The sequence below is a fragment of the Streptomyces sp. NPDC025721 genome (assembly GCF_055558595.1).
In genome coordinates this window covers 1-20,095 of the sequence record NZ_JBVHMF010000042.1, presented here as the reverse complement: position 1 = coordinate 20,095, position 20,095 = coordinate 1, and the positions used below count along the sequence as shown (strand labels likewise).

Genomic DNA, 20,095 nt, shown 5'->3' with positions numbered 1-20,095 from the left:
CGCGCGGACGGGGGACGGGCGTGATCCGGTCAGCGGTCCAGGTACGACAGGAGTTCCCGCGCGGCCGGTCCTGGCCGGTCGTCGTCGGGCAGGGCGACGGAGACCGGCCAGCCCGGGTCCTCGGCGCCGGTGATCGGCACGGCGCACAGCGACGCGGCCGACTCCTTGCGGGCGATGGGGCGCGGGACGACCGCGATGCCGAGCCCGTAGCGGACCAGGTCGATCACCGTGTGCACGTCGTACACCTCGAGGGCGACCTGGCGGGAGGCGCCGCAGGCGGCGAAGGCCCGGTCGGTGAGCTGCCGGGCGCCCCAGTCGGCGTGGAAGTCCACGAAGGTCTCGCCGTCGAGGTCCGCCCACTTCACCTGCGGCTCGCCCGCCAGCCGGTGGCCGGGGTCGCAGAGCAGCACCATCGGCTCGGTGGTCAGCGGCAGCAGGCGTACGCCCTCGGGCGGCGCTCCCGGCAGGGTCACGAAGGCGACGTCGAGATGGCCGTCGGCCACGTCGCCAGCGAGCACGGTCGAGCCCGCCTGGCGCAGCCGGACCTCGACATTGGGGTGCCGGGCGCGGAAGCGGGCCAGCAGGTCGCCGATGTCGATGGTCACGCACTGCTCGATGCCGACCGAGAGGGTGCCGCGCAGGAGCCCCTGCACCGCGGCCACGGCCTCCCGCGCGGCGCGGGCGCCGGCCAGCGTACGGGTCGCCTCCACGAGCAACGCCCGCCCGGCGCCGGTGAGTTCGACGCTGCGTGTGGTGCGGACGAACAGCGGCGAGCCCAGCTCGCGCTCCAGCGCGCGCACCGAGGCGGACAGCCCGGACTGGGAGACCAGCATGCGCTGGGCTGCCCGGGTGAAGTGCCGCTCCTCGGCGACCGCCACGAAGTATTCGAGCTGGCGCAGTTCCATGATTCAGCACTCTAGCTGCTGAATCGAGCCCCATTGTTCCAAGCCCGGACGGACGGCGGCGGTCGCGGCCGGTGGCCGCCTGGGGCGGGAGGGGTGGTCCGTGCGGGGGTGACGAATGCCACCCGCCACCCTTGACGTGCTCGGAAGGCGACGGCATTCTTCCATCATTCGGTATTCAGTTACCGAGGAGTGGAATCAAGCGGAGGAGTGCGCGATGACCGCCGTCCCGGCCGACGCGGACCGGCCCACGCCCAAGGCGCCAGGGCTCGCGGCCCGGCTGCGCGCCTCCATCGGCGCGGAGAAGGTCCTCACCGACCCCGCCCAACTGCGCACCTACGAATGCGACGGCCTGACCAACTTCCGGGTACGGCCCGCCGTCGTCGTCCTCGCCGAGCACCGCGACGACGTCGTGGCGGCCGTGCGGCTGTGCGCCGAGGCCGGAGTCCCGTTCGTCGCCCGCGGCTCCGGTACAGGGCTGTCCGGCGGCGCCGTCCCCGTCGCCGACGGCGTCCTCATCGTGCTGTCCAGGCTCCGCCGGATCGTCTCCGTCGACCCCGACAACGCCCGCGTCGTCGTCGAGCCCGGCGTGATCAACCTGTCGGTCACCCGCGAGGCCGCCCCCTACGGCCAGGCGTACGCGCCCGACCCGTCATCGCAGCAGGTCTGTTCCATCGGCGGGAATGTCGCGGAGAACGCGGGCGGCGCGCACTGCCTCAAGTACGGCTTCACCGTCAACCACGTCATGGGCGCCGAAGTCGTCCTGCCCGACGGCGAGGTGGTGCACCTCGGGGGCACCGCGCCCGAACACCCGGGCCTCGACCTGCTCGGCGCGTTCGTCGGCAGCGAGGGCACGCTCGGCGTCGCCACCGAGGTCACCGTCCGCACCATCCAGGCGCCCGAATCCGTGCAGACCATGCTCGTCGGCTTCCGCACCGTGGAGGACGCGGCCGGAGCCGTCAGCGACATCATCGCGGCGGGCATCCTGCCCGCGGCCATCGAGATGATGGACGCCCTCGCCATCGAGGCGGCCGAGGCCGCGGTCAACTGCGGTTACCCGCAGGGCGCGGTCGCCGTCCTCGTCATCGAACTCGACGGCCCCCACGTCGAGGTGGACGAACAATTCGTCCAGGTCGAGCAACTGGCCGCCGCGCGACACGCGTTCGAGACCCGCATCGCCCGCGACGCCGCCGAGCGCGCCCTGATGTGGAAGGGCCGCAAGTCCGCCTTCGCGGCCGTCGGCCGGATCAGTCCCGCCTACTACGTCCAGGACGGCGTCATCCCGCGCACCCGGCTGCCCGAGATCCTCACCGAGGTCGGCCGCCTCGCCGAGCGCGCCGGGATCCGCGTCGCCAACGTCTTCCACGCGGGCGACGGTAATCTGCACCCCCTCATCCTCTTCGACGACACCGTCCCCGGCGCCGCGCACGCCGCCGAGGAGCTGGGCTTCGCCATCCTCGACCTGTGCGTCGACGCGGGCGGCTCCATCACCGGGGAACACGGCGTCGGCCTGGAGAAGAAGTCGCGGATGACCCGGCAGTTCACGGACGAGGACCTGGACACCATGCAACTCGTCCGCTGCGCCTTCGACCCCGACAACATCGCCAACCCCGGCAAGCAGTTCCCGACCCCGCGGCTGTGCGGGGAGCGCCCCGGCGTCCGCACCGCCGCCGACACGCACGACCCGGCGCTGGGCGAGGTGTTCTGAGATGACCGCACCGCACCGCGCGCGTCCGGACACCGCGCAGGCGGGGGCCGTACGGTCCGAGACCGTCGAACCCGTGGCCGCCGCCGAGGTCGCCGAACCCCCGACCGCAGCGGAGACCGTCGAACCCGCGACCGCCGCCGAGGTCGCCGAGATCCTGCGGAGCACCACCGGCACCGTCGTCCCGGTCGGCGGCGGCACGAAGACCGGCTGGGCCGCCCCTGCCACCTCCTGCGACCTGCTGCTGCGCACCAGGGGACTGGGCCGGGTCGTGGAGTACGCGCCCGGCGACCTCGTGGTCGTCGCCGAGGCCGGGGTGCCACTGGCCGACCTGCAACGACAGCTCGCGGAACACGGCCAGATGCTCGCCCTCGACCCGCCGGAAGCGGGCGCCACGCTCGGCGGGATCGTCAGCGCCAATGCCTCGGGGCCGCGCCGACTGCGCTACGGCACCGCCCGCGACCTGCTCATCGGCGTCACCGTCGCCCTGGCCGACGGCACGCTCGCGCGATCGGGCGGCAAGGTCGTCAAGAACGTGGCCGGATACGACCTCGGTAAGCTCTACACCGGAGCGCACGGCGGCCTCGGCGTCCTGGTCTCCACGACCTGGCGCCTCCACCCGCTGCCGCCGGTCACCGGCGCGGTCACCGTGCCCGTGCAGGACAGCGCAGAAGCGGGCAGGTACGCCGCGCTGCTCGCCCGCTCCACGCTCACCCCCACCGCCGTCGAACTCAACTGGTCTTCGCGGGCGGGGGAGTTGACCGTGCTCTTCGAGAGCAGCGCCGCTTCCGTACGCGCCCAGTCGCGTGCCGCGATCGCGTTGCTGGGGGCGGGGGCGCACGCGGACGAGGTCCCCGACTGGTTCGGAGCGCGGCCGACCGGCGGCCTCGTCCTGAGGCTTGCCCACGAACCCTTCGCGCTGCCCCGCGTGCTCGACGCCCTCCCGGACGGCGCTTCGGGCACCGCGTCGGCCTGCACGGGAGTGGCGTACATGGCGGTGCCCACCGACACCGACCTCGCGGCGCTGCGGGCGTCGATCGCCCCGTACGACGGCTCCGCGGTGGTGATCGCCGCCGACGACGCGCGCGACGCGCTCGACCACTGGGGGCCGGTCGCCGACTCGTTCGACCTGATGACGCGGGTCAAGGACCGCTTCGACCCGGAGCGGCGCCTGTCGCCCGGCCGACTGCTCGGAGGACTCTAGATGGCCGCGGACACCCCCAACGGGCCCCTTCCGCACGGGAATTCGGCGGACACGTCCCAGGACGCCTCCAAGGACGCTTTCAAGGGCTCCTCCAACGGGTCGCTCCCGGACGGGGGTTCAGCGGGCTCCTCCAACGGGTCGCTCCCGCCACGGGGTTCGGGGGAGCCCCCGGTCCCGGTGCCGCCCGTACTCGGTGTGTCCGTCGCGCCCAGCGCGGGCGCCGCCACCGTCGCCCTCGGCATGCCGGGCAGCGCGCCGCCGCCGGGCAGCGCCTTCGACGCCCACCACCCGCCGGACGCGGCGCTCGTCGGGGACTGCGTGCACTGCGGCTTCTGCCTGCCCACCTGCCCGACGTATGTGCTGTGGGGCGAGGAGATGGACAGCCCGCGCGGACGCATCGACATCATGAAGGCCGGACTCGAAGGCGACGCTTTCGACGCCGGCAGCGTGCGTCACCTCGACCAGTGCCTGGGCTGCATGGCGTGCGTGACGGCCTGCCCGTCCGGCGTGCAGTACGACAAGCTCATTGAGAGCACCCGCGCCCAGCTCGAACGCCGGGTCCAACGGCCGCGCGCCGAAAGGCTGTTGCGCGCCCTGATCTACGGCCTGTTCCCCTACCCCCGCCGTCTGCGCGCCCTGCGCGGACCGCTGCGCGTCTACCAGGCGAGCGGTCTCGGGCGGCTGCTCGCCCGCGTCGGAGTGCTGCGACGGCTGCCGCGCCCCCTCCAGGCCATGGAGTCGCTGGCCCCCAGGCTCGGCCACGTCGACAAGCTGCCGGAACACACCCCCGCCGCCGGCGCCCGCCGCCGTACCGTCGGCCTGCTCACCGGCTGCGTCCAGGGGACCTTCTTCCCCGACGTGAACGCCGCGACCGTACGCGTCCTGGCCGCCGAGGGCTGCGACGTGGTCGTACCGCGACGTCAGAGCTGCTGCGGCGCGCTGTCCGCGCACGCGGGCCGGGCCCCCGAGGCGGAGGGCTTCGCCAAGTCCGTCATCGAGACGTTCGAGGCGGCCGGGGTGGAGACCGTCGTGGTGAACGCCGCGGGCTGCGGGTCCAACCTCAAGGAGTACGGCCACCAGTTGCGCGACGAGCCCGACTGGGCGCGGCGCGCGGAGACGCTGGCCGCCAAGGTCATGGACATCACCGAACTCCTCGACGAATTGGGCCCGGTGGCCCCCAGGCACCCGCTCCCCATGACCGTCGCCTACCAGGACGCCTGCCACCTGGCGCACGCGCAGGCCGTACGCGACCAGCCGCGCCGACTGCTGCGGGCCGTTCCCGGCCTGGAGACAAGGGAGTTGGCGGAGGCCGAGATCTGCTGCGGCAGCGCGGGCACGTACAACCTGCTGCACGCGGAGCCCGCACGCGAACTCGGCGAACGCAAGGCCAAGGCGGTCCTGGCGACCGGCGCGGACATCATGGTCACCGCGAACCCCGGCTGCTGGATGCAGGTCGCCACCACGTTGGCCCGCATGGGCGAGCGGCTGCCCGTCGCCCACACCGTGCAGGTGCTCGACGCCTCGATCCGGGGTGTCCCCGTCGACCGGCTCCTGGCCCGGGCACTCGAAGGACCCGGCACCGTCATCTCCTACGCCACCCCCGGGACCCGCGCCACGCGGCGGAGCTCTCGTGAGGCGGAACCGCCCGGGCGCGCCCCGGTCGGCCGATGACGCGTTGACATGCGGTGACGCCCGGAGTTCACTGGCCAGTACGGCGTAGGGCGGTACGCGGCGCGCCTTCGGCACGCCACAGCCTTCAGCTTCCACCGATCTCATGGTGTTCGGGTGGGCGTCGGCACGACACCACGGCCCGGATCACGACCCCGCACGGCAGAGAGAAGTGGCACTTCACATGATGTATGACGCCGAACGCGCACGGCAGCCCGCGACCGGGGCGGAGAATCCGGCGTTCACCGAACGGTGGGCCAAGCGCGAGTCCCGGCCCGAGCCGCTGCTGCCGCAGAAGGAGCGCGACGACTCCGCCGCGCTCCTCCAGCGGGCCGCGGGCTCCTTCGGCGAGAGTCCGCGCCAGGCGCTGGACGAGGCCGACCAAGCCCTCGACGCGGCCAGCGGCCACCTCGCCGAGGTGCTGGCCGAGCGGCTGCGCGTCCTGCGCGCCCGCTGGCAGGACGCAGACGGCGTCCCGGACGGCGCCGTGGGCCTGCTGCGCGACTACCGTGAACTCACCGAGCGCCTGCTGCGCCTCTGACCGAGGGCCCGAGGGCCGCGCGAAGCCCGCTGGCGGAGAGCGATTCTCCGGCCCGGCGGGCTTTTGTCGTGACCCCGATCACACCTCGACGCCAGGCGTCCGGCCGGAGCACCGCGCCGTTTCCGCTGCTCAGACGAATATTTGCCGCACGGCAATAATCTTCGGCATATGAGGTGTGCGTGCGGGACGGGCGGGCACGCGACGGTGTGAGTAAGCGTCACTGACTATCGGATGACACAACGTCACTACCGCGAATCGGGACGGAAATTGCGATAAAGGAGCCGCGACATGAGTGACAATATCTGGGGCTACGAGCAGACCTCCGGCCACACGGCGGGAACCGACTTGATCGGATACAAGGTCGAGGCGACCGACGGCCACATCGGAAAGGTCGACAAGCACTCCGATGACGTCGACTCCGCATATCTGGTGGTCGACACGGGTGTGTGGATTTTCGGCAAGCACGTACTGCTCCCGGCCGGCACCGTGAGGTCGATCGACGCGGCGGACCAGAAGATCTTCGTCGAGCTGACCAAGGAGCAGATCAAGAACTCCCCTGAGTTCGACAAGGACAAGCACGTCGGCGACGCCGGATACCACCAGCAGGTGGGCGAGTACTACGGCAGCCACCGTAACCGCTGACACAGCGAGCGGCAGGGAAATTTGGGGCCGCCCCGGCACTCGCCGGGGCGGCCTTTTCCCGTGGGCGCGTGAATTCCGTGGGAGCGGGAAATGCCCCCCGGGGGGTTTGTCACCGCACGGGCATCTCACGCCGGCATGTCACGGGCATCTCACGGGTGCCTCACGACGGCGGAGCCGTCCCGGTGTACGGCCGCAACGGAAGCGGCCGGTCCAGCAGGAAGGCCACGAGCGCCGACTCGTAGACCGCGGGCCTGTCGATCGCGATGGCGTGCCCGGCGCCGGGCACGTAGACCAGGGTCGCGTCGGGAAGTGTGCGCTTGTAGTCGTAGGTGACCTCCCACTTCTTGTAGTCGCACTCGCCGCGCATGATGAGCGTCGGTATGCGCGCCGTGCGCAGCCGGGGACGCGGGTCCGGCAGGTGCTTGGCGTCGTCGATGGTGAACTGGTTGACGTAGAAGCCCGTGCGGTTGTCCGGGAGCCGCGCCGGGGGCCGGCCGGGGCACTGGGCGGCGGGCAGTGACGTGGTGAGGATCTCCCGGAAGCGCTGGTCGGCCTCCCGGTCGCCGACCAGGTGGTGCGCCGCGTCGGGGTTGACCGACTGGAGCAGGGCCATGGCGATCATCCGGGGAGTGTTGGTCAGCTCGTCGACCCGCTTCCTGGCCTCCGGCGTCAGCCGGTCCCACAGCTCACCGGTCTCGCCGTCGGGGAAGGCCCCGTACCAGAGCACGCCCGGCGAGCTGAGGACGGCCTTGGCCACCCGGTCGGGATGCGCGGCCATGTAGTGGGCGGCGAGCGAGCCGCCCCAGGACTGGCCGACCAGGATGATCTTCTCCGCGCCTATCGTCCGGCGGATGGCGTCCAGATCCGCCACCTGCCGGGCGACGGTGTACTGCGTCACGTCGCGCAGCCTGCTGGAGCGTCCCGAGCCGACCTGGTCGTACGCGTAGACGTCGAAGCCGTCGGCGGACAGCGCGCGGCCCGCCTGCGAGATGTCGTCATTGGCGGTGCCCGGACCGCCGTGCAGGAAGATCACCGGTGCGGGCCTGGCCGTGCCTGTGGCCGCCGCCTCGCGGTACGCGATCCGGGAGCCGGTCGGCAGCGCCCAGAAACGCACGTCCGGCGGCACTTTCCCGTCCGCGGGCCGCGGCATCGGCCGCAGGACGGTCGCCCCCGACAGCGCCGCGGCCACCACGGCGAGCACGGTGGCGGAGATCGCCGCGGCCCGGCGCCGACGGGCGACGCCGAACAGCACGAAGCCGGGCCACGCCACGAGGAAGGTGACGCCGAACAGGACGGCGAGGGCCGCCGCCACCAGGAGCGGGACGGAAGCGGTGGCCGCGCCCGCGCCGATGAAACCGGCCACGGCCGCGGCGAGCCCGAGAACCGCGGCCACCAGAAGGAGCAGGACGCCAGCGGTGCGGCGTAGGAGTGTCTGTGCCATGTCGGAAACGCTATGAGCGCCCCTGGCCGCGTTCCTCCTGCTCAGGGGCCGGATCGACAGGGGGGCGCGACGGCCGGACGGCGGGGACCGACCCCGCCGTCCGGCGGGGTCGGCGTACGCCCGGCCGGATCAGCCCCGACTCGTACGCGGCGATGGTGGCGTGGACGCGGTCGCGTACGCCCAACTTGCCCAGGACGACGGCGACATGGTCCTTGACGGTGGCCGCGCTGATGCCGAGCGCCTCGGCGATCTCCGCGTTCGTCCCGCCGCGCGCCACCTGGACGAGCACCTCGGTCTCCCGGGGCGTGAGCGCGGCCAGCGGCGCCGCGTCGTCGGGACCCGGCGCGGACGTGAAACGGTCGATCAGACGGCGGGTGATGCCGGGGTCCAGCAGGGCGTCCCCCGCGGCGACGACCCGCACCGCGTCGATGACGCGCTCGGGTTCGGCGTCCTTGAGCAGGAACCCCGCGGCCCCGGCCCGCAGCGCGGCGAACACGTACTCGTCCAGGCCGAAGGTCGTCAGCACCAGGACGCGGGTCTGCGGCACGTCGGCGGTGATGCGCGCGGCGGCGGCGATGCCGTCGAGCCTCGGCATGCGGATGTCCACCACCGCCACGTCGGGGCGCAGTTCGGCGGCGAGGGCCACGGCGGCCTCCCCGTCGGCGCACTGGCCCACGACGCTCAGATCGGCCTCGGCGTCGAGCACCGCGGCGATACCGGCCCGCACCACGGCCTGGTCGTCCGCGACCGTCACCCGGATCATGCCGGCACCACCTCGGGAAGCCATACGCGGACCGTGCCGTCGCCGGTCGTCGCGAGCGTACCGCCGACGGCGTCGGCCATCGCGTGCAGCCGCCGCAGCGACGGTCCGGCCGGGGGTCGGCGATGGACGACGACCTCGACCCCGTCGGCCGCGTAGTGCACGGTGACCCGCGCCTCGTCGGACATCAGCGCCTCCGCCGACCGGTAGGCGGCGACCTCCATCGCGGCCGGAAGCGACCGCACGCGCCCGGTCAGCCGGGCCGTCGCGCGGTGCCTGGCGGCCAGGGCGGCGATGCCCGCCACCGTGGGCGGCGGTACGTCGTCGTCGGCGTCGAGCGGTTCGCGGACCTCGGTCAGCAGCTCACGCAGCGCCCGCAGGCCGCCGCGCGCCTCGGCCAGCACCTGCGGCAGGTCGGCGGCGTCGGCCGCGGCGACCATGGCCGCCACCGGGCGGCGCGCCGTGGCGCGCAGTTCGGCGGACAGCCGCAGCCGTTCGGCCCGCGCCGCCTCGGCCGCCGCCCGGTTCAGCGCCGCTCGCCGGGCGCTCTCGCTGTCGGCTCCGGTGCGGCGGCGCCCGCAGGACCGGACCCCGCACGCCCAGACGGCCGCCGCGGGCACCGCTGCCAGCGCGCCGAACACCGCCCAGCCCAGCGCGACCCGCCGCACGTCCTCGCTGACCATGGCCAGCCCCGCCACCGCGGCGACGCCGAGCACCGCGGGCCAGGTCCGCCGCGCGCCCGGGGCGGTCGGCGCGCGGGCCGCGACCGAGTACAGCAGCACCAGATCGCCCCACCAGCACCACAGCAGCAAGTCCGTGGTGTGCGGCGCGGTGACGCCCAGCCGGTCGCAACCGAGCCACAGCAGCACCACGGCCGAGGCCGCCAGCAGGCCGCTTCGCGGAGCCGTACGCCGCCGGGCGAGCGGCAGCGCGTGCAGGACGAGCAGGGCGAGGAGCGCGATGTGGCCGGTGGCCCCGGCGCCGCCGGGGAAGACGTCGGGGCCACCGCCGGGCAGCAGACCGGCGCCCAGCGGAACCGCCAGGGCGAGCAGGGCGAGGGCCGCGTCCAGTGCCGCGGGGCCGCGCCGACCGGACCTGAAACGGGCGCTTTCTCGTACGGCGGTCGGCCCGGCCGCCAGCGGCAGCCGCGCGCTGACCCGCCACCCCGTGCCCACCGGGCCCGCCGTCAGCCGCCCGCCGTCGGCCGCGACCGCCTCGGCCAGCGCGGTCAGGCCGCTGCCGCTGCCGAGGTCGGCGACCGCGAGCGCGCCGCCGCTGTCCCGCACATGGACGACGAGGTCGCCGCGTTCGACGGCCAGCCGCACCTCCACCGTCGCTCCGGCCGCGTACCGGACGGTGTTCGTCAGCGCCTCACGGACGACGCGGAAGGCCAGCGAGGCCGTGGCGGGCTCCACCGCGGGCTCCAGGGCGGCGACCGTGCGGGTGTAGCGGACGCCGGGGAAGGCCGCCACCAGGGCGTCGACCTCCTCCAGGCGGCGGGGCACCGCGAGCGCGTCGGCCAGCGCGTCGAGTTCGAGGAGCGCCAGCCGCCCCTCGTGGCCCGCGTGCCGGGTGGCCTCCGCCATCAGGTCCTCATGTCCGAGCCGCAGGGCGGCGGCGGCCGACACCGTGACACCCGTCAGCCGGTGCGCCACCACGTCGTGCAACTCGGCCGCGAAACCCCGGCGTTCACCGCGCGCGGTGTGCCGGAGCAGGTCGGGCGCCCGCCGGGCGTACTCCTCCCGCGCGGAACCGAGAGCCCGGCGCCATCGGCGGGACCGGCCCCGTACCCATACGGCCGCCGCGCCCGCACAGGCCAGCAGGGCGCCTGCCGCCACGATCCGCGGCTGCGCGCCGTGCCACAGCACGAGGCAGCCGACGGTCAGGGCGGCGAGGAGTGCCCCGAGCGCCGACGCGCCCGCGGTACGGCGCAGGGCCAGTGAGTACAGCGCGACGAGCATTGCCGCCACGGTCACCGGCGCCCAGGCCAGGACCCGCGAGACATCCGCGCCCACCACGGCGGCGACCGCGGCCAGCGCCGTACGGGCCGGACCGGGCGACGCGTCCCGCCCCAGCGCGGCCACAGCCCACCAGAGCGCTTGAAGGACAGCCAGGATCCCCGGCACCAGACGCGCCGAGCGCTCGCGATGCTCTCCCATGGCCCGGAGATTACCGGCCGGGCGACGCCCAGAGCGGAGGGTCAGGTGCTTGGCGCCGCAGCGGTCGCAGATGCCGCCGTCTTCGGGTGCGGCTGGGCGGTCGAAGCGAGGGGCGTGCCCTCCGGCAGGAAGAGTGCCTGTGCGGGTGATCTCCCTGCCACGCGTCAGAAGAGCGGTGGCTCGCCGCGGGCCCTGCGGCAGACGAACCAGGAGCGGATCCCGGCCCTGCTGCTCGCCCGCGGGCCGCCGCACCGCGCCGGGTCGGCCCGCCACGCGGGCGTGTCCCGGACGACGGCCGCCACGATCGTCAGCGGTCTGATGGCCGGTGTCCGGGCGTCGAGTCCGACGCGGCGCGCCCCGATGGACTCGACGGGCGGGCCCTCGAACGGCTGGCGGTCAACCCCTCGCGGCCGTGGTCGTCGGCATGAACCACACCTTCGACGGTGTCCGGGGCACCTCGGCGAATGGTCCACCGGGAAGATCGCGGGCGAGGGCGCGCGGCTGAATTCGGGGTCCGGCCGCGCGGAGCGGATCGCCGCCGGGTCGGCATCCTTCGACGGCTGCTGAACGACCACGGCCCGCGCCGACGCGGCGCCGCCGTCGCCCGGATCGAGATCGCCCGACCTGGCCGCCGCGCTCAACCGGGTCGACGTGCGCGAGGCCACGGCCCGACGTCCCTGCTCTGTCGGCGGGGAGGAGGTCAACACCGGCTCCCCGCACCGGAGTCGGGCTCGCGTCAGCGGCTCTCGTGGTGCCGGGCCAGCAGTTCGCCCGCGTGCCGGACGTGGTCGGCCATCGCCGTACGGGCCGCGTCCGGATCGTGGTCCGCCAGTGCGGTCAGGATCGCCTCGTGGTCGTGCGCGGACGCCTCCGCCCAGCCGTCGACGCCGGAGAAGAACATCCGGGGCGCGTAACGCGACGCGGTCCGCAGGAACCACAGCAGGCGCGGGGAGCCCGCGGCGCGGTTGATCTCGCGGTGGAAGAAGTGGTTGAGCCGTTCCACCCGCGCGGCGTCACCCGCCCGGTGTGCCGCGACGAGCTCTTCCTGGAGCGCCACGAGCCCGTCCAGCGCCTCCGCGGTGAGGCGACGGCTGGCGAGCGCGGCGAGTTCACCCGAGACGAACGCGTGCACCCGGTAGATGTCCTCGATGTCCGAGCGGGACAGCGGCAGCACGACGAAGCCGCGGTTCGGCTCCAGTTCCACGAATCCCTCGCCGCGCAGCAGACCCATCGCCTCGCGTACCGGCGTGACGCTCAGCCCCAGCCGCTGGGCGAGCGGTTCGAGCCGCAGGAACTCACCCGGCGCGACCCCGCCCGAGACGATCAGATCGCGTACGTACGAGGCGACGTCGTCGGACCTCCGGCGCCCGTCCGTCACCGGCCGCACCCACTCTCTCCGCTGATCCTCTGCCGGGTTCTCCGCCGGTTTCCCCTGCTGGGACGGCGTTCACCCTACATCATGTACGATCTGGAGAAATCGTATATGAAAGGTCGGTGGCCATGGCGTCGAGCGTGCGGGTGCGCGGCCCGGTCGTGGGCAGGAGAGGCCGTTGACCGCCGCCGAATTCGAGAAGATCGCCGCCACCTGGCGACCGGAGCCCGCGCAGGTCAGCGGCGCGGTGGAGCGGGGGACCACCGACAAGCTCGCCGCGCTGTTGGACGTACCCGCCCCCGAGGACGGCGCCGAACTGCCGCCGCTCTGGCACGAGGTGCTGCTGCGCGACACCGTCGGGATCGAGCGGATCGGCGCCGACGGACACCCCGAGGGCGGGGCGCTGCTGCCGCCGCTGGCCGACCGGCGGCGGATGTTCGGCGGCGGCACGGTGGAGGTCGTCGCGCCGCTGCGGGTCGGCGACCGCGTCGCCCGCATGAGCCGCGTCGCCGACGTCCGGGTGCGCGAGGGTCGCTCCGGCGTGCTGCTGCTGGTCACCGAGGACCACGTGTGGTCGGTCGCGGGTGAGGACCGGATCAGGGAGCGGCGCGACATCGTCTACCGCCGCGCGGCCGACATCGGACCGCCCACCGCCACCACCGGAGGCGCGGTGTCCCCGGTCACCCCGTCGGCCACCCATGTCCCCGACGAGCGCTACCTGTTCGCGTACAGCGCGCTCACCTACAACCTGCACCGCATCCACTACGACGCCCCGTACGTCCGCGAGGTCGAGCACCACCCCGGCCTCGTCGTCCACGGCCCGCTGCTCGCCCTCTGGTGCGCCGAACACGCCCGGTACCGCCTCGGCGCCGCGCCGGCGCACCTCACCTACCGGCTGACCTCGACCGCCTACGTCGGCCAGGAGGTCACCGTCGGCTCGGCCGGGCGGGAGGACGGCGCCCTGTCCATCGAGGCATGGTCACAAGGGCGTTGCTGCGTACGGATGACCGCGCGGGACGCCGCACCCGCCGCCGACTGAACCGGCCGCGCCGTCGCCGCCGGGCACCATCGAAGGAGAGCGGATCAGCCATGGCACCTTCCGAAGACAACGAGAGCGCGGGCCCGTACGGCGGAGGCGACCGTACGGGTGTCGCGGACGCGCTGGGCCGCGCCCGGTCCTTCCTTTTCGTGCCGGGCGACCGGCCCGAACGGTTCGACCGGGCGCTCGCCAGCGGTGCGGACGCGGTCGTGGTCGACCTGGAGGACGCGGTGCCGCCCGACGCGAAGGAGGCCGCGCTGGCCAACGCGACGGCGCTGCTGGGCCGGGCGCCCGGCGTGGTGATCCGCGTCAACGACCCCCGCACGCACCGTGGTTCGGCGGATCTGGCGGCGCTCGGCGCGGCGGGCGCGCCCGTCGCGGTCGTCGTTCCCAAAGCCGAGGACGCGGCCACGGTCGCGGCGGTCCTGGCCGCCCTGCCGCCCGGCTCCGCCGTGCTGCCGCTGATCGAGACGGCGGTCGGCGTCCTCGACGCCCGGCTGATCGCGGCGGCGCCCGGCGTCGTCCGGCTGGTCTTCGGACACCTGGACCTCTGCGCCCAGTTGGGGCTGCGGCCCGACGACACCGCGCGGCTCGTCCCCGCCAGATTCGCCCTGGTCGCCGCCTCGGCCGCCGCGGGACTGCCCGCTCCCGTGGACGGCGTCTGCACCGAAGTCCGCGACCGGGAAACGGTGTTGGCGCAAGCCCGTGCGTCCCTCGACAGCGGCTTCACCGGCAAGTTGTGCATTCACCCCGCCCAAGTGCCCGCCGTCCACGAGGCCCTCGCCCCCGACCCGGACGAACTGGCCTGGGCCCTGCGGGTCCTCGAACTCACCACGGAGGACGAGGTGAAGCTCGTGGACGGCCACATGGTCGACCGCCCCGTCCACCTGCGCGCCCGCTCGATCGCCGCCCGCGCCGATCGGTGACGTGTCGGCGTGGCGGCGGTCCACGGTGGTCGGCGGCGGAAGCGGAGGTCGGCACCGGGACACCGGCCACGCCCAGGCGGTCCGTGGCCGTACCGCGTGGAGTCACCCGGCGGCGCGCCACCGGGGCGGGCGGCGCTCCATGAACGCGCGGATGCCCTCCTGCGCCTCCTCGCTGGCGAACAGCCGCGCCGACAGGGCGGTGAGGTCGCTCGCGTCCGCGGCGATCCGCCGCCGCCGGTCCGCCGTCAGCAGCTTCTTCGTCTCGGCGGACCCCTGCGGTGAGGTCTCGCGGACGGCGGCGGTGAAGCGGGCGACGGCGGCGTCGATCCCGTCGGCCGGGTCCGCCGATGTGATCAGGCCGATCTGCGCGGCGCGCGCCGCGTCGAAGGTCTCGCCGGTCAGGTAGTAGTGCGCGCCCGCGCGCGGTTCCATGACGTCCAGCGTGCACAGCGAGATGATCGCGGGCGTGACGCCGATCCGCGCCTCGGTGAAGGCGAAGGACGCGCCCTCGTCGGCCACCGCGATGTCGCACGCGCCGACGATGCCCATCCCGCCGGCCCGTACGTGCCCGGTGACCCGCGCGATCACCGGCTTGGGCAGCTCCACGATCAGGCCGAGCAGCGAGACGATCGCCTGCGTCGCCGCCGTCATCGAGCCGCCACCCGCCTCCGACAGGTCGGCGCCCGCGCAGAACGTACGCCCGGTGTGGGTGAGGACGACCGCGCGCACATCGGCGTCGGCGCCCGAGGACTCCAGAGCCTCGGTCAGCTCCGCGACCAGTCGGGAGGAGAGCGCGTTGCGGTTGTGCGGCGAGTCGAGAGTGATCGTCGCGACCTGGTCGCGTACGACGTGACGGACGAGCTGCGTCATGGAGGACACCTCGGGTTGGCGGCGGTCGACGGTCCCTGTGGTGGGGACGATGCTAGGGCGTGTCCGGTGGAACTACCGGTCGCGGTGCCGGGGAGGCTCGGGGCGGGCCCCGCCCGGCGGCCCGGCCGCGGAGCCGGGGAGGGGCAGGGGGAGGTCCGTGATCTGGCGCAGGGCGTCGAGGACGACGTGGACGGCCGCGCGGGGCGGGGAGCCGCGGCGGATCGCGGCGGTGATGGTACGGGAGACGGGGGTGGCGAGCTCGCGGGTGGCGACGCGGTAGCGGCTGTGGGCCACGGTCAGGCCGGGGAGGAGGGTGATGGAGAGCCCGGCCTCGACGTGCTGGAGGGTCATCATGTAGTTGCTGAAGCGGCAGACCACGCGCGGTTCGAACTGGGCCTGGCGGCACAGCCGCAGGGCCAGCCCGGCCATGTACGACTGCGGCATGTCCAAGGACCACGGCTCGTCCGCGTACGCCGCGAGGTCCGCGGCGCCGCGTCCCGCCGCGGGGTGCTCCGGCGGTACGACCAGCAGGATCGGGTCCCTGGCCAGCGGGACGAGGTCGAGGTCGGGGCCCAGGGGCAGCTCGTCGAAGTCGGTGGTCGTGATGATGACGTCCGCGTCGCCGCTGCGCAGCGCCGGCATGCTCTCGTGCGGCTCCAGTTGCAGCAACTCGATGTCGAGGCGCGGGTGTTCACGGGCCAGTCGGGTCACGACCGGCACGGCCATGGTGTGGATCGCGCTCTGGAACGCGCCCAGGCGTACGAGTCCGGCCGGCTCCTCGCCGAAGCCGTGCAGCTCCGCCTCGACGCTGTCCATGTGGTCGAGGACGGCGCGCGCCCGCCGGGCGAGGATCAGCCCGGCCGAGGTCAGCCGCACCCGGCGCCCGGTGCGTTCCAGAAGCTGCGTACGGGTCTCGGTCTCCAGCACGGCGAGCTGCTGCGACACGCTCGACGGGCTCAGGCTGGCGGCCTGGGCCACGGCCCGGATGGTGCCGAGCGTGTCGAGCTGGGTGAGCAGCCGCAGCCGCCAGGGATTCATCATGGGGCCATTCTTGTGCGGATCTACCGAACAGGACAGCCGGAAATGTGCGATGGACGTGTCGCTCGCGGGCCGCCTACCGTCGAGGACATGGCTGCTTCCCGCACTGGCACCCCCACGTCCACTACCGGCACCTCAACCGGCACCTCAACCGGCACCTCCACGGGCGTTTCCACGGGCGCTTCCACCGGTACGACCGCGGGCACGACCCCCGGCGTGATCACCGGCACCGCGACCGTCCCGTCCGCCCCGCCGTCCGCCGAGAGCTTCTGGGCCGACGCCGAACGGCATCTCGTGCGCTACGGACCCGAGTTCACCCCCGAGATCATCGAACGCGCCGCCGGAAGCTTCGTGTACACCGCCGACGGCCGGAAGATCCTGGACTTCACCTCCGGCCAGATGAGCGCGATCCTCGGGCACTCGCACCCGGCGATCGTCGCGACCGTCCGGCGGCAGATCGCGGACCTCGACCACCTCTACAGCGGCATGCTCAGCCGACCGGTCGTCGACCTCGCCCGGCGGCTGTCCGACACCCTGCCCGCGCCCCTGGACAAGGTGCTGCTGCTGACGACCGGCGCCGAGTCCAACGAGGCCGCGATCCGGATGGCGAAACTCGTCACCGGCAAGCACGAGATCGTCTCCTTCGCCCGCTCCTGGCACGGCATGACGCAGGCGGCGGCGTCCGCCACGTACAGCGCGGGCCGCAAGGGGTACGGGCCGGCCGCGCCCGGCAACTTCGCCATCCCCGTACCGAACGCGTACCGGCCCGACTTCACCACGCCCGACGGCGCGCTCGACTGGCGCCGCCAACTCGACTTCGCCTTCGACCTGATCGACGCGCAGTCCACCGGCAGCCTGGCCGCGTGCCTGGTCGAGCCGATCCTCAGCTCGGGCGGTGTCATCGAGCCGCCGCCCGGCTACTTCGCGGCCCTCCGCGACAAGTGCCGTGAGCGCGGGATGCTGTTGATCCTGGACGAGGCCCAGACCGGTCTGTGCCGCACCGGGACCTGGTACGCGTTCGAGCGCGACGGCATCGTCCCCGACATCCTCACCCTGTCCAAGACGCTCGGCGCGGGACTGCCGTTGGCGGCCGTCGTGACCAGCGCCGCGATCGAACAGGAGGCGTACGACCGCGGGTTCCTGTTCTTCACCACGCACGCCGCCGACCCGCTCGTGGCGGCCGTCGGCAACACCGTCCTCGACGTCCTGATCGCCGACAGGCTCGACGAACGCGCCCGCGCGCTCGGCGCGTTCCTCCGCGAGGGCCTGGCGGAGATCGCCGAACACCACGCTGTGGTCGGCGACATCAGGGGCCGTGGCCTGCTGACCGGACTCGAACTCGTCGTCGACCGCGACACGAAGCAGAGCTCCGACGAGCTGGGCGCACGCGTCACCCGCCGCTGCCTCGAACTCGGCCTGCACATGAACATCGTCCAACTCCCCGGCATGGGCGGGGTCTTCCGCATCGCCCCGCCCCTGACCGCCACCGAGGACGAACTCTCCCTGGGCCTGGCCGTCCTCGACCAGGCGATCGGTGACGCGTCCGCCACGCTCTGAGCCGCCCTCACGCTCTGAGCCGCCGTCTCGCTCTGGGCCAGCGCCATGCTCTGAACCACGCCCCCGCTCCGAACGACCGCCGCGCGAGCGGCTCGTGCAGCGGTCTAGCGCGGGGAAGCGCTCCCCTTCGGCGGAGTCGAGGCGTAGGGGAGCAGCGCCATCTCGCGGGCGTTCTTGACGGCCTTGGTGATCTGGCGCTGCTGACGCGCGCTGATCCGGGTGACGCGGCGGCTGCGGATCTTGCCCCGGTCGGAGATGAACCTGCGCAGCAGATCGGTGTCCTTGTAGTCGATGTACTCGATCTTCGCCGCGTCCAGCGGGTTGGGCCGGGGCGTAGGGGCCTTGCGGGGCTCGGGTCGGCGGGGCATGGGCGGCACTTCCTCGGTCGGTTCGGGTCCCGGCCGCTCCGGCCGGGGGAAAGGGCGGATCAGGACAGCGGGGAGAGCAGTTCGTCGAAGGCGGCCGGGAGGGTCCGCCATCCGGCGCGGCCCGCCGCGTACTCGGCATCCGTCAACAGGCAGGAGTCCAGGAGGTCTTCGAGTCCCGACCGGTCGAGGCCGGGGGAGGTGAAGACCAGATGCTGGCAGCGGTCGCCGTGCTCCGGGTCCCAGTCGAGGGACGCGGCGGCCGTACGGACCGGGGACTCCAGCTCCCAGGCCGCGTCCGGCAGCGACGCCAGCCACGGGCCGACGCTCTCCACGCACAGGGCGCCACCGGCCGCGTCCCACGCCAGGAGCGTGTCGGGCCGGTCCGCGAGCCAGAAGCGGCCACGGCTGCGGGCGGCGGCGCAGGCCAGATCCTCCAGTGCCGCGTACAGCCGGCCGGGGTGGAAGGGGCGGCGCCTGCGCCAGACCAGGGTGCCGACCCCGGCCTCCTCCGCGTCCTGCGGCAGCCGTGAGCAGGCGGGGTGCTGCGCGGCGGCGGCGCCTGCGACGTCGAAACCGGCGAAGGCCATCCTGGCCAGCTCGGTGGTGTCCGCCGCCACCTGCCGCGCTGTCGGGTGGAGTTGACGCAGCAGAGCGCGCTCCTCGTCGGTCGGCTCCTCGTCCTGGACGACCACCAGCACCGGCGGGTACTCCAACTGGCGGGCCCAGGTGTCGCCGACGGTGCGCCGGTCCTGCGGCGCCACCGCGAGGCCCACGTCGCCGAGGTCGTCGCCGTTGGCCAGGCAGGGCAGGACGAGAGCGGGGTCGACCGCCGTCATGACACCGGCCAACTCCAGGAAGCCGGAGCCCAGTTCGGCGATGATCTCGGCCATCCCCTGCGGCTCGACGGAGTCCCACAGCTCCACCACCGCGAGCCGCGTCAGACCGCTCGCGGCCAGCCGCTCCAGCTCCGGCACCAGGTCCTCGCGCAGAGCGCAGCACGCGCAGTCGCTGACCAGCGGTGTCTCGCCCTCGGACACGAGGCCGTCCGCGTCGCGCACCGTACGGCGCACGACACCGCGTTCCGCGGCCCGCGACAGGTCGTGGTGCAGGGCGACGCTGTCGGGGACCATCGACAGCAACTGCCCGACGACCGTGCGGCGCGCGTCGCCGTGCATACCGGCCACCACGACGACCGGCAGCCGGTCGTACCCCCGCGTCATCGCGGACCCCGCCGCGCGTACCGGCGCTCGAAGCGCTCGACGCGGCCCGCGGTGTCCAGGACGCGGGCGGTGCCGGTGTAGAAGGGGTGGCTCCGCGAGGAGATCTCCACGTCGATGACGGGGTAGGTCCTGCCGTCCTCCCACACCACCGTCGTGTCGCTGGTGGCGGTGGAGCGGGTGAGGAAGGCGAAGTCGGCGGCCTTGTCGCGGAAGACGACCGGGCCGTACGGGGGATGGATGTCGGGCTTCATGGAGGTGTCCTCGTGGTGAGTCGTCGGCTGCGGGGTCCGGTTTCTCCGGCCGCGGTGTCGGGTCAGCGCGCGGGGTCGAGCAGGCCGCGCTCGTAGGCCCTGGCGAGCCGCCGGGGGACCGCGTACGCGACGCCGTCGATGGTGACGGTGACCAACCGCGGTGCGGCGGCCTTCCATTGGGCGCGCCGGTGCCGGGTATTACTGCGGGACATCTTGCGTTTGGGAACGGCCATGACGGTCCTCCGTGAGGTGGGCGGACGGGCGAGCCACCACACTATATGGAGATGGATATCGTTTTCAATTAGAGGTGCGTGGACGGGCGCGATCCCGGACACGCCGGTGGGGGGGGGGGGGGGGGGGGGGGGGGGGGGGGGGGGGGGGGGGGGGGGGGGGGGGGGGGGGGGGGGGGGGGGGGGGGGGGGGGGGGGGGGG

General features: G+C 73.7%; 19 protein-coding genes. 8 read left to right on the top strand and 11 right to left on the bottom strand.

Annotated elements, in window-relative coordinates:
- Nucleotides 1-29: 29 nt before the first annotated feature.
- Nucleotides 30-905: a LysR family transcriptional regulator gene (locus tag ACZ4EF_RS35070; RefSeq protein ID WP_355335053.1), complete on the bottom strand. Its 876-nt coding sequence runs from the start codon at nt 903-905 to the stop codon at nt 30-32.
- A gap of 214 nt (nt 906-1,119) precedes the next feature.
- Here ACZ4EF_RS35070 and ACZ4EF_RS35065 point away from each other — a divergent pair, with 214 nt between their 5' ends.
- From ACZ4EF_RS35065 to ACZ4EF_RS35045, 5 genes are all read left to right on the top strand, one after another.
- Nucleotides 1,120-2,610 carry an FAD-linked oxidase C-terminal domain-containing protein gene (locus ACZ4EF_RS35065; RefSeq protein WP_467508220.1) on the top strand — a complete coding sequence of 497 codons (1,491 nt, stop codon included), beginning with the start codon at nt 1,120-1,122 and terminating at the stop codon, nt 2,608-2,610.
- Nucleotide 2,611: 1 nt separating this feature from the next.
- Nucleotides 2,612-3,811, top strand: coding sequence for an FAD-binding oxidoreductase (locus tag ACZ4EF_RS35060; RefSeq protein ID WP_467508218.1), 1,200 nt, complete (start codon nt 2,612-2,614; stop codon nt 3,809-3,811).
- Nucleotides 3,812-5,482 (top strand): (Fe-S)-binding protein, encoded by a 1,671-nt coding sequence (locus tag ACZ4EF_RS35055; RefSeq protein WP_467508216.1) that lies wholly within the window; start codon nt 3,812-3,814, stop codon nt 5,480-5,482.
- Nucleotides 5,483-5,663: 181 nt separating this feature from the next.
- On the top strand, nt 5,664-6,020 hold the full coding sequence (locus ACZ4EF_RS35050; RefSeq protein ID WP_355335042.1) for a hypothetical protein: 357 nt from the start codon (nt 5,664-5,666) through the stop codon (nt 6,018-6,020).
- 288 nt (nt 6,021-6,308) lie between these two features.
- Nucleotides 6,309-6,662 carry a PRC-barrel domain-containing protein gene (locus ACZ4EF_RS35045; protein WP_355335039.1) on the top strand — a complete coding sequence of 118 codons (354 nt, stop codon included), beginning with the start codon at nt 6,309-6,311 and terminating at the stop codon, nt 6,660-6,662.
- Nucleotides 6,663-6,822: 160 nt separating this feature from the next.
- Here ACZ4EF_RS35045 and ACZ4EF_RS35040 read toward each other — a convergent pair whose 3' ends face one another.
- The 4 genes from ACZ4EF_RS35040 to ACZ4EF_RS35025 all read right to left on the bottom strand — a co-directional run bounded on the left by ACZ4EF_RS35040 (nt 6,823) and on the right by ACZ4EF_RS35025 (nt 12,400).
- A complete protein-coding gene (locus ACZ4EF_RS35040; RefSeq protein ID WP_467508214.1) occupies nt 6,823-8,103 on the bottom strand; it encodes an alpha/beta hydrolase in 1,281 nt (426 codons plus the stop codon).
- A 10-nt stretch (nt 8,104-8,113) separates the two neighbouring features.
- Nucleotides 8,114-8,866: a response regulator transcription factor gene (locus ACZ4EF_RS35035; RefSeq protein ID WP_391162682.1), complete on the bottom strand. Its 753-nt coding sequence runs from the start codon at nt 8,864-8,866 to the stop codon at nt 8,114-8,116.
- On the bottom strand, nt 8,863-11,022 hold the full coding sequence (locus tag ACZ4EF_RS35030; RefSeq protein ID WP_467508211.1) for a sensor histidine kinase: 2,160 nt from the start codon (nt 11,020-11,022) through the stop codon (nt 8,863-8,865). The genes ACZ4EF_RS35035 and ACZ4EF_RS35030 overlap by 4 nt, the downstream gene beginning before the upstream one ends.
- Before the next feature lie 736 nt (nt 11,023-11,758).
- Nucleotides 11,759-12,400 (bottom strand): GntR family transcriptional regulator, encoded by a 642-nt coding sequence (locus ACZ4EF_RS35025; RefSeq protein ID WP_391047856.1) that lies wholly within the window; start codon nt 12,398-12,400, stop codon nt 11,759-11,761.
- 172 nt (nt 12,401-12,572) lie between these two features.
- Between ACZ4EF_RS35025 and ACZ4EF_RS35020 the strand changes: the two genes are divergently transcribed.
- Both ACZ4EF_RS35020 and ACZ4EF_RS35015 read left to right on the top strand, forming a co-directional pair.
- Nucleotides 12,573-13,433: an HTD2 family dehydratase gene (locus ACZ4EF_RS35020; RefSeq protein WP_467349899.1), complete on the top strand. Its 861-nt coding sequence runs from the start codon at nt 12,573-12,575 to the stop codon at nt 13,431-13,433.
- 50 nt (nt 13,434-13,483) lie between these two features.
- Complete coding sequence (locus ACZ4EF_RS35015) at nt 13,484-14,359, top strand: HpcH/HpaI aldolase/citrate lyase family protein (RefSeq protein ID WP_467349901.1); 876 nt, start codon at nt 13,484-13,486, stop codon at nt 14,357-14,359.
- Between the two features lie 102 nt (nt 14,360-14,461).
- Here the strand turns inward: ACZ4EF_RS35015 and ACZ4EF_RS35010 are convergent, their stop codons facing one another.
- On the bottom strand, nt 14,462-15,229 hold the full coding sequence (locus tag ACZ4EF_RS35010) for an enoyl-CoA hydratase family protein (RefSeq protein WP_467349902.1): 768 nt from the start codon (nt 15,227-15,229) through the stop codon (nt 14,462-14,464).
- Between the two features lie 72 nt (nt 15,230-15,301).
- A complete protein-coding gene (locus ACZ4EF_RS35005; RefSeq protein WP_467349904.1) occupies nt 15,302-16,270 on the bottom strand; it encodes a LysR family transcriptional regulator in 969 nt (322 codons plus the stop codon).
- 87 nt (nt 16,271-16,357) lie between these two features.
- Between ACZ4EF_RS35005 and ACZ4EF_RS35000 the strand changes: the two genes are divergently transcribed.
- A complete protein-coding gene (locus tag ACZ4EF_RS35000; protein WP_467349906.1) occupies nt 16,358-17,824 on the top strand; it encodes an aspartate aminotransferase family protein in 1,467 nt (488 codons plus the stop codon).
- A 104-nt stretch (nt 17,825-17,928) separates the two neighbouring features.
- On the opposite strand, the gene rpsR is transcribed toward ACZ4EF_RS35000, so the two are convergent.
- The 4 genes from rpsR to rpmF all read right to left on the bottom strand — a co-directional run bounded on the left by rpsR (nt 17,929) and on the right by rpmF (nt 19,896).
- Nucleotides 17,929-18,192: a 30S ribosomal protein S18 gene (rpsR, locus tag ACZ4EF_RS34995; RefSeq protein ID WP_391047842.1), complete on the bottom strand. Its 264-nt coding sequence runs from the start codon at nt 18,190-18,192 to the stop codon at nt 17,929-17,931.
- A gap of 59 nt (nt 18,193-18,251) precedes the next feature.
- On the bottom strand, nt 18,252-19,412 hold the full coding sequence (locus tag ACZ4EF_RS34990; protein ID WP_467508208.1) for a CobW family GTP-binding protein: 1,161 nt from the start codon (nt 19,410-19,412) through the stop codon (nt 18,252-18,254).
- Nucleotides 19,409-19,663 (bottom strand): type B 50S ribosomal protein L31, encoded by a 255-nt coding sequence (locus ACZ4EF_RS34985; protein ID WP_355335009.1) that lies wholly within the window; start codon nt 19,661-19,663, stop codon nt 19,409-19,411. Before ACZ4EF_RS34985 ends, ACZ4EF_RS34990 begins: the two co-directional genes overlap by 4 nt.
- Nucleotides 19,664-19,725: 62 nt before the next feature.
- A complete protein-coding gene (rpmF, locus tag ACZ4EF_RS34980) occupies nt 19,726-19,896 on the bottom strand; it encodes a 50S ribosomal protein L32 (RefSeq protein WP_467508206.1) in 171 nt (56 codons plus the stop codon).
- Nucleotides 19,897-20,095 lie beyond the last annotated feature (199 nt).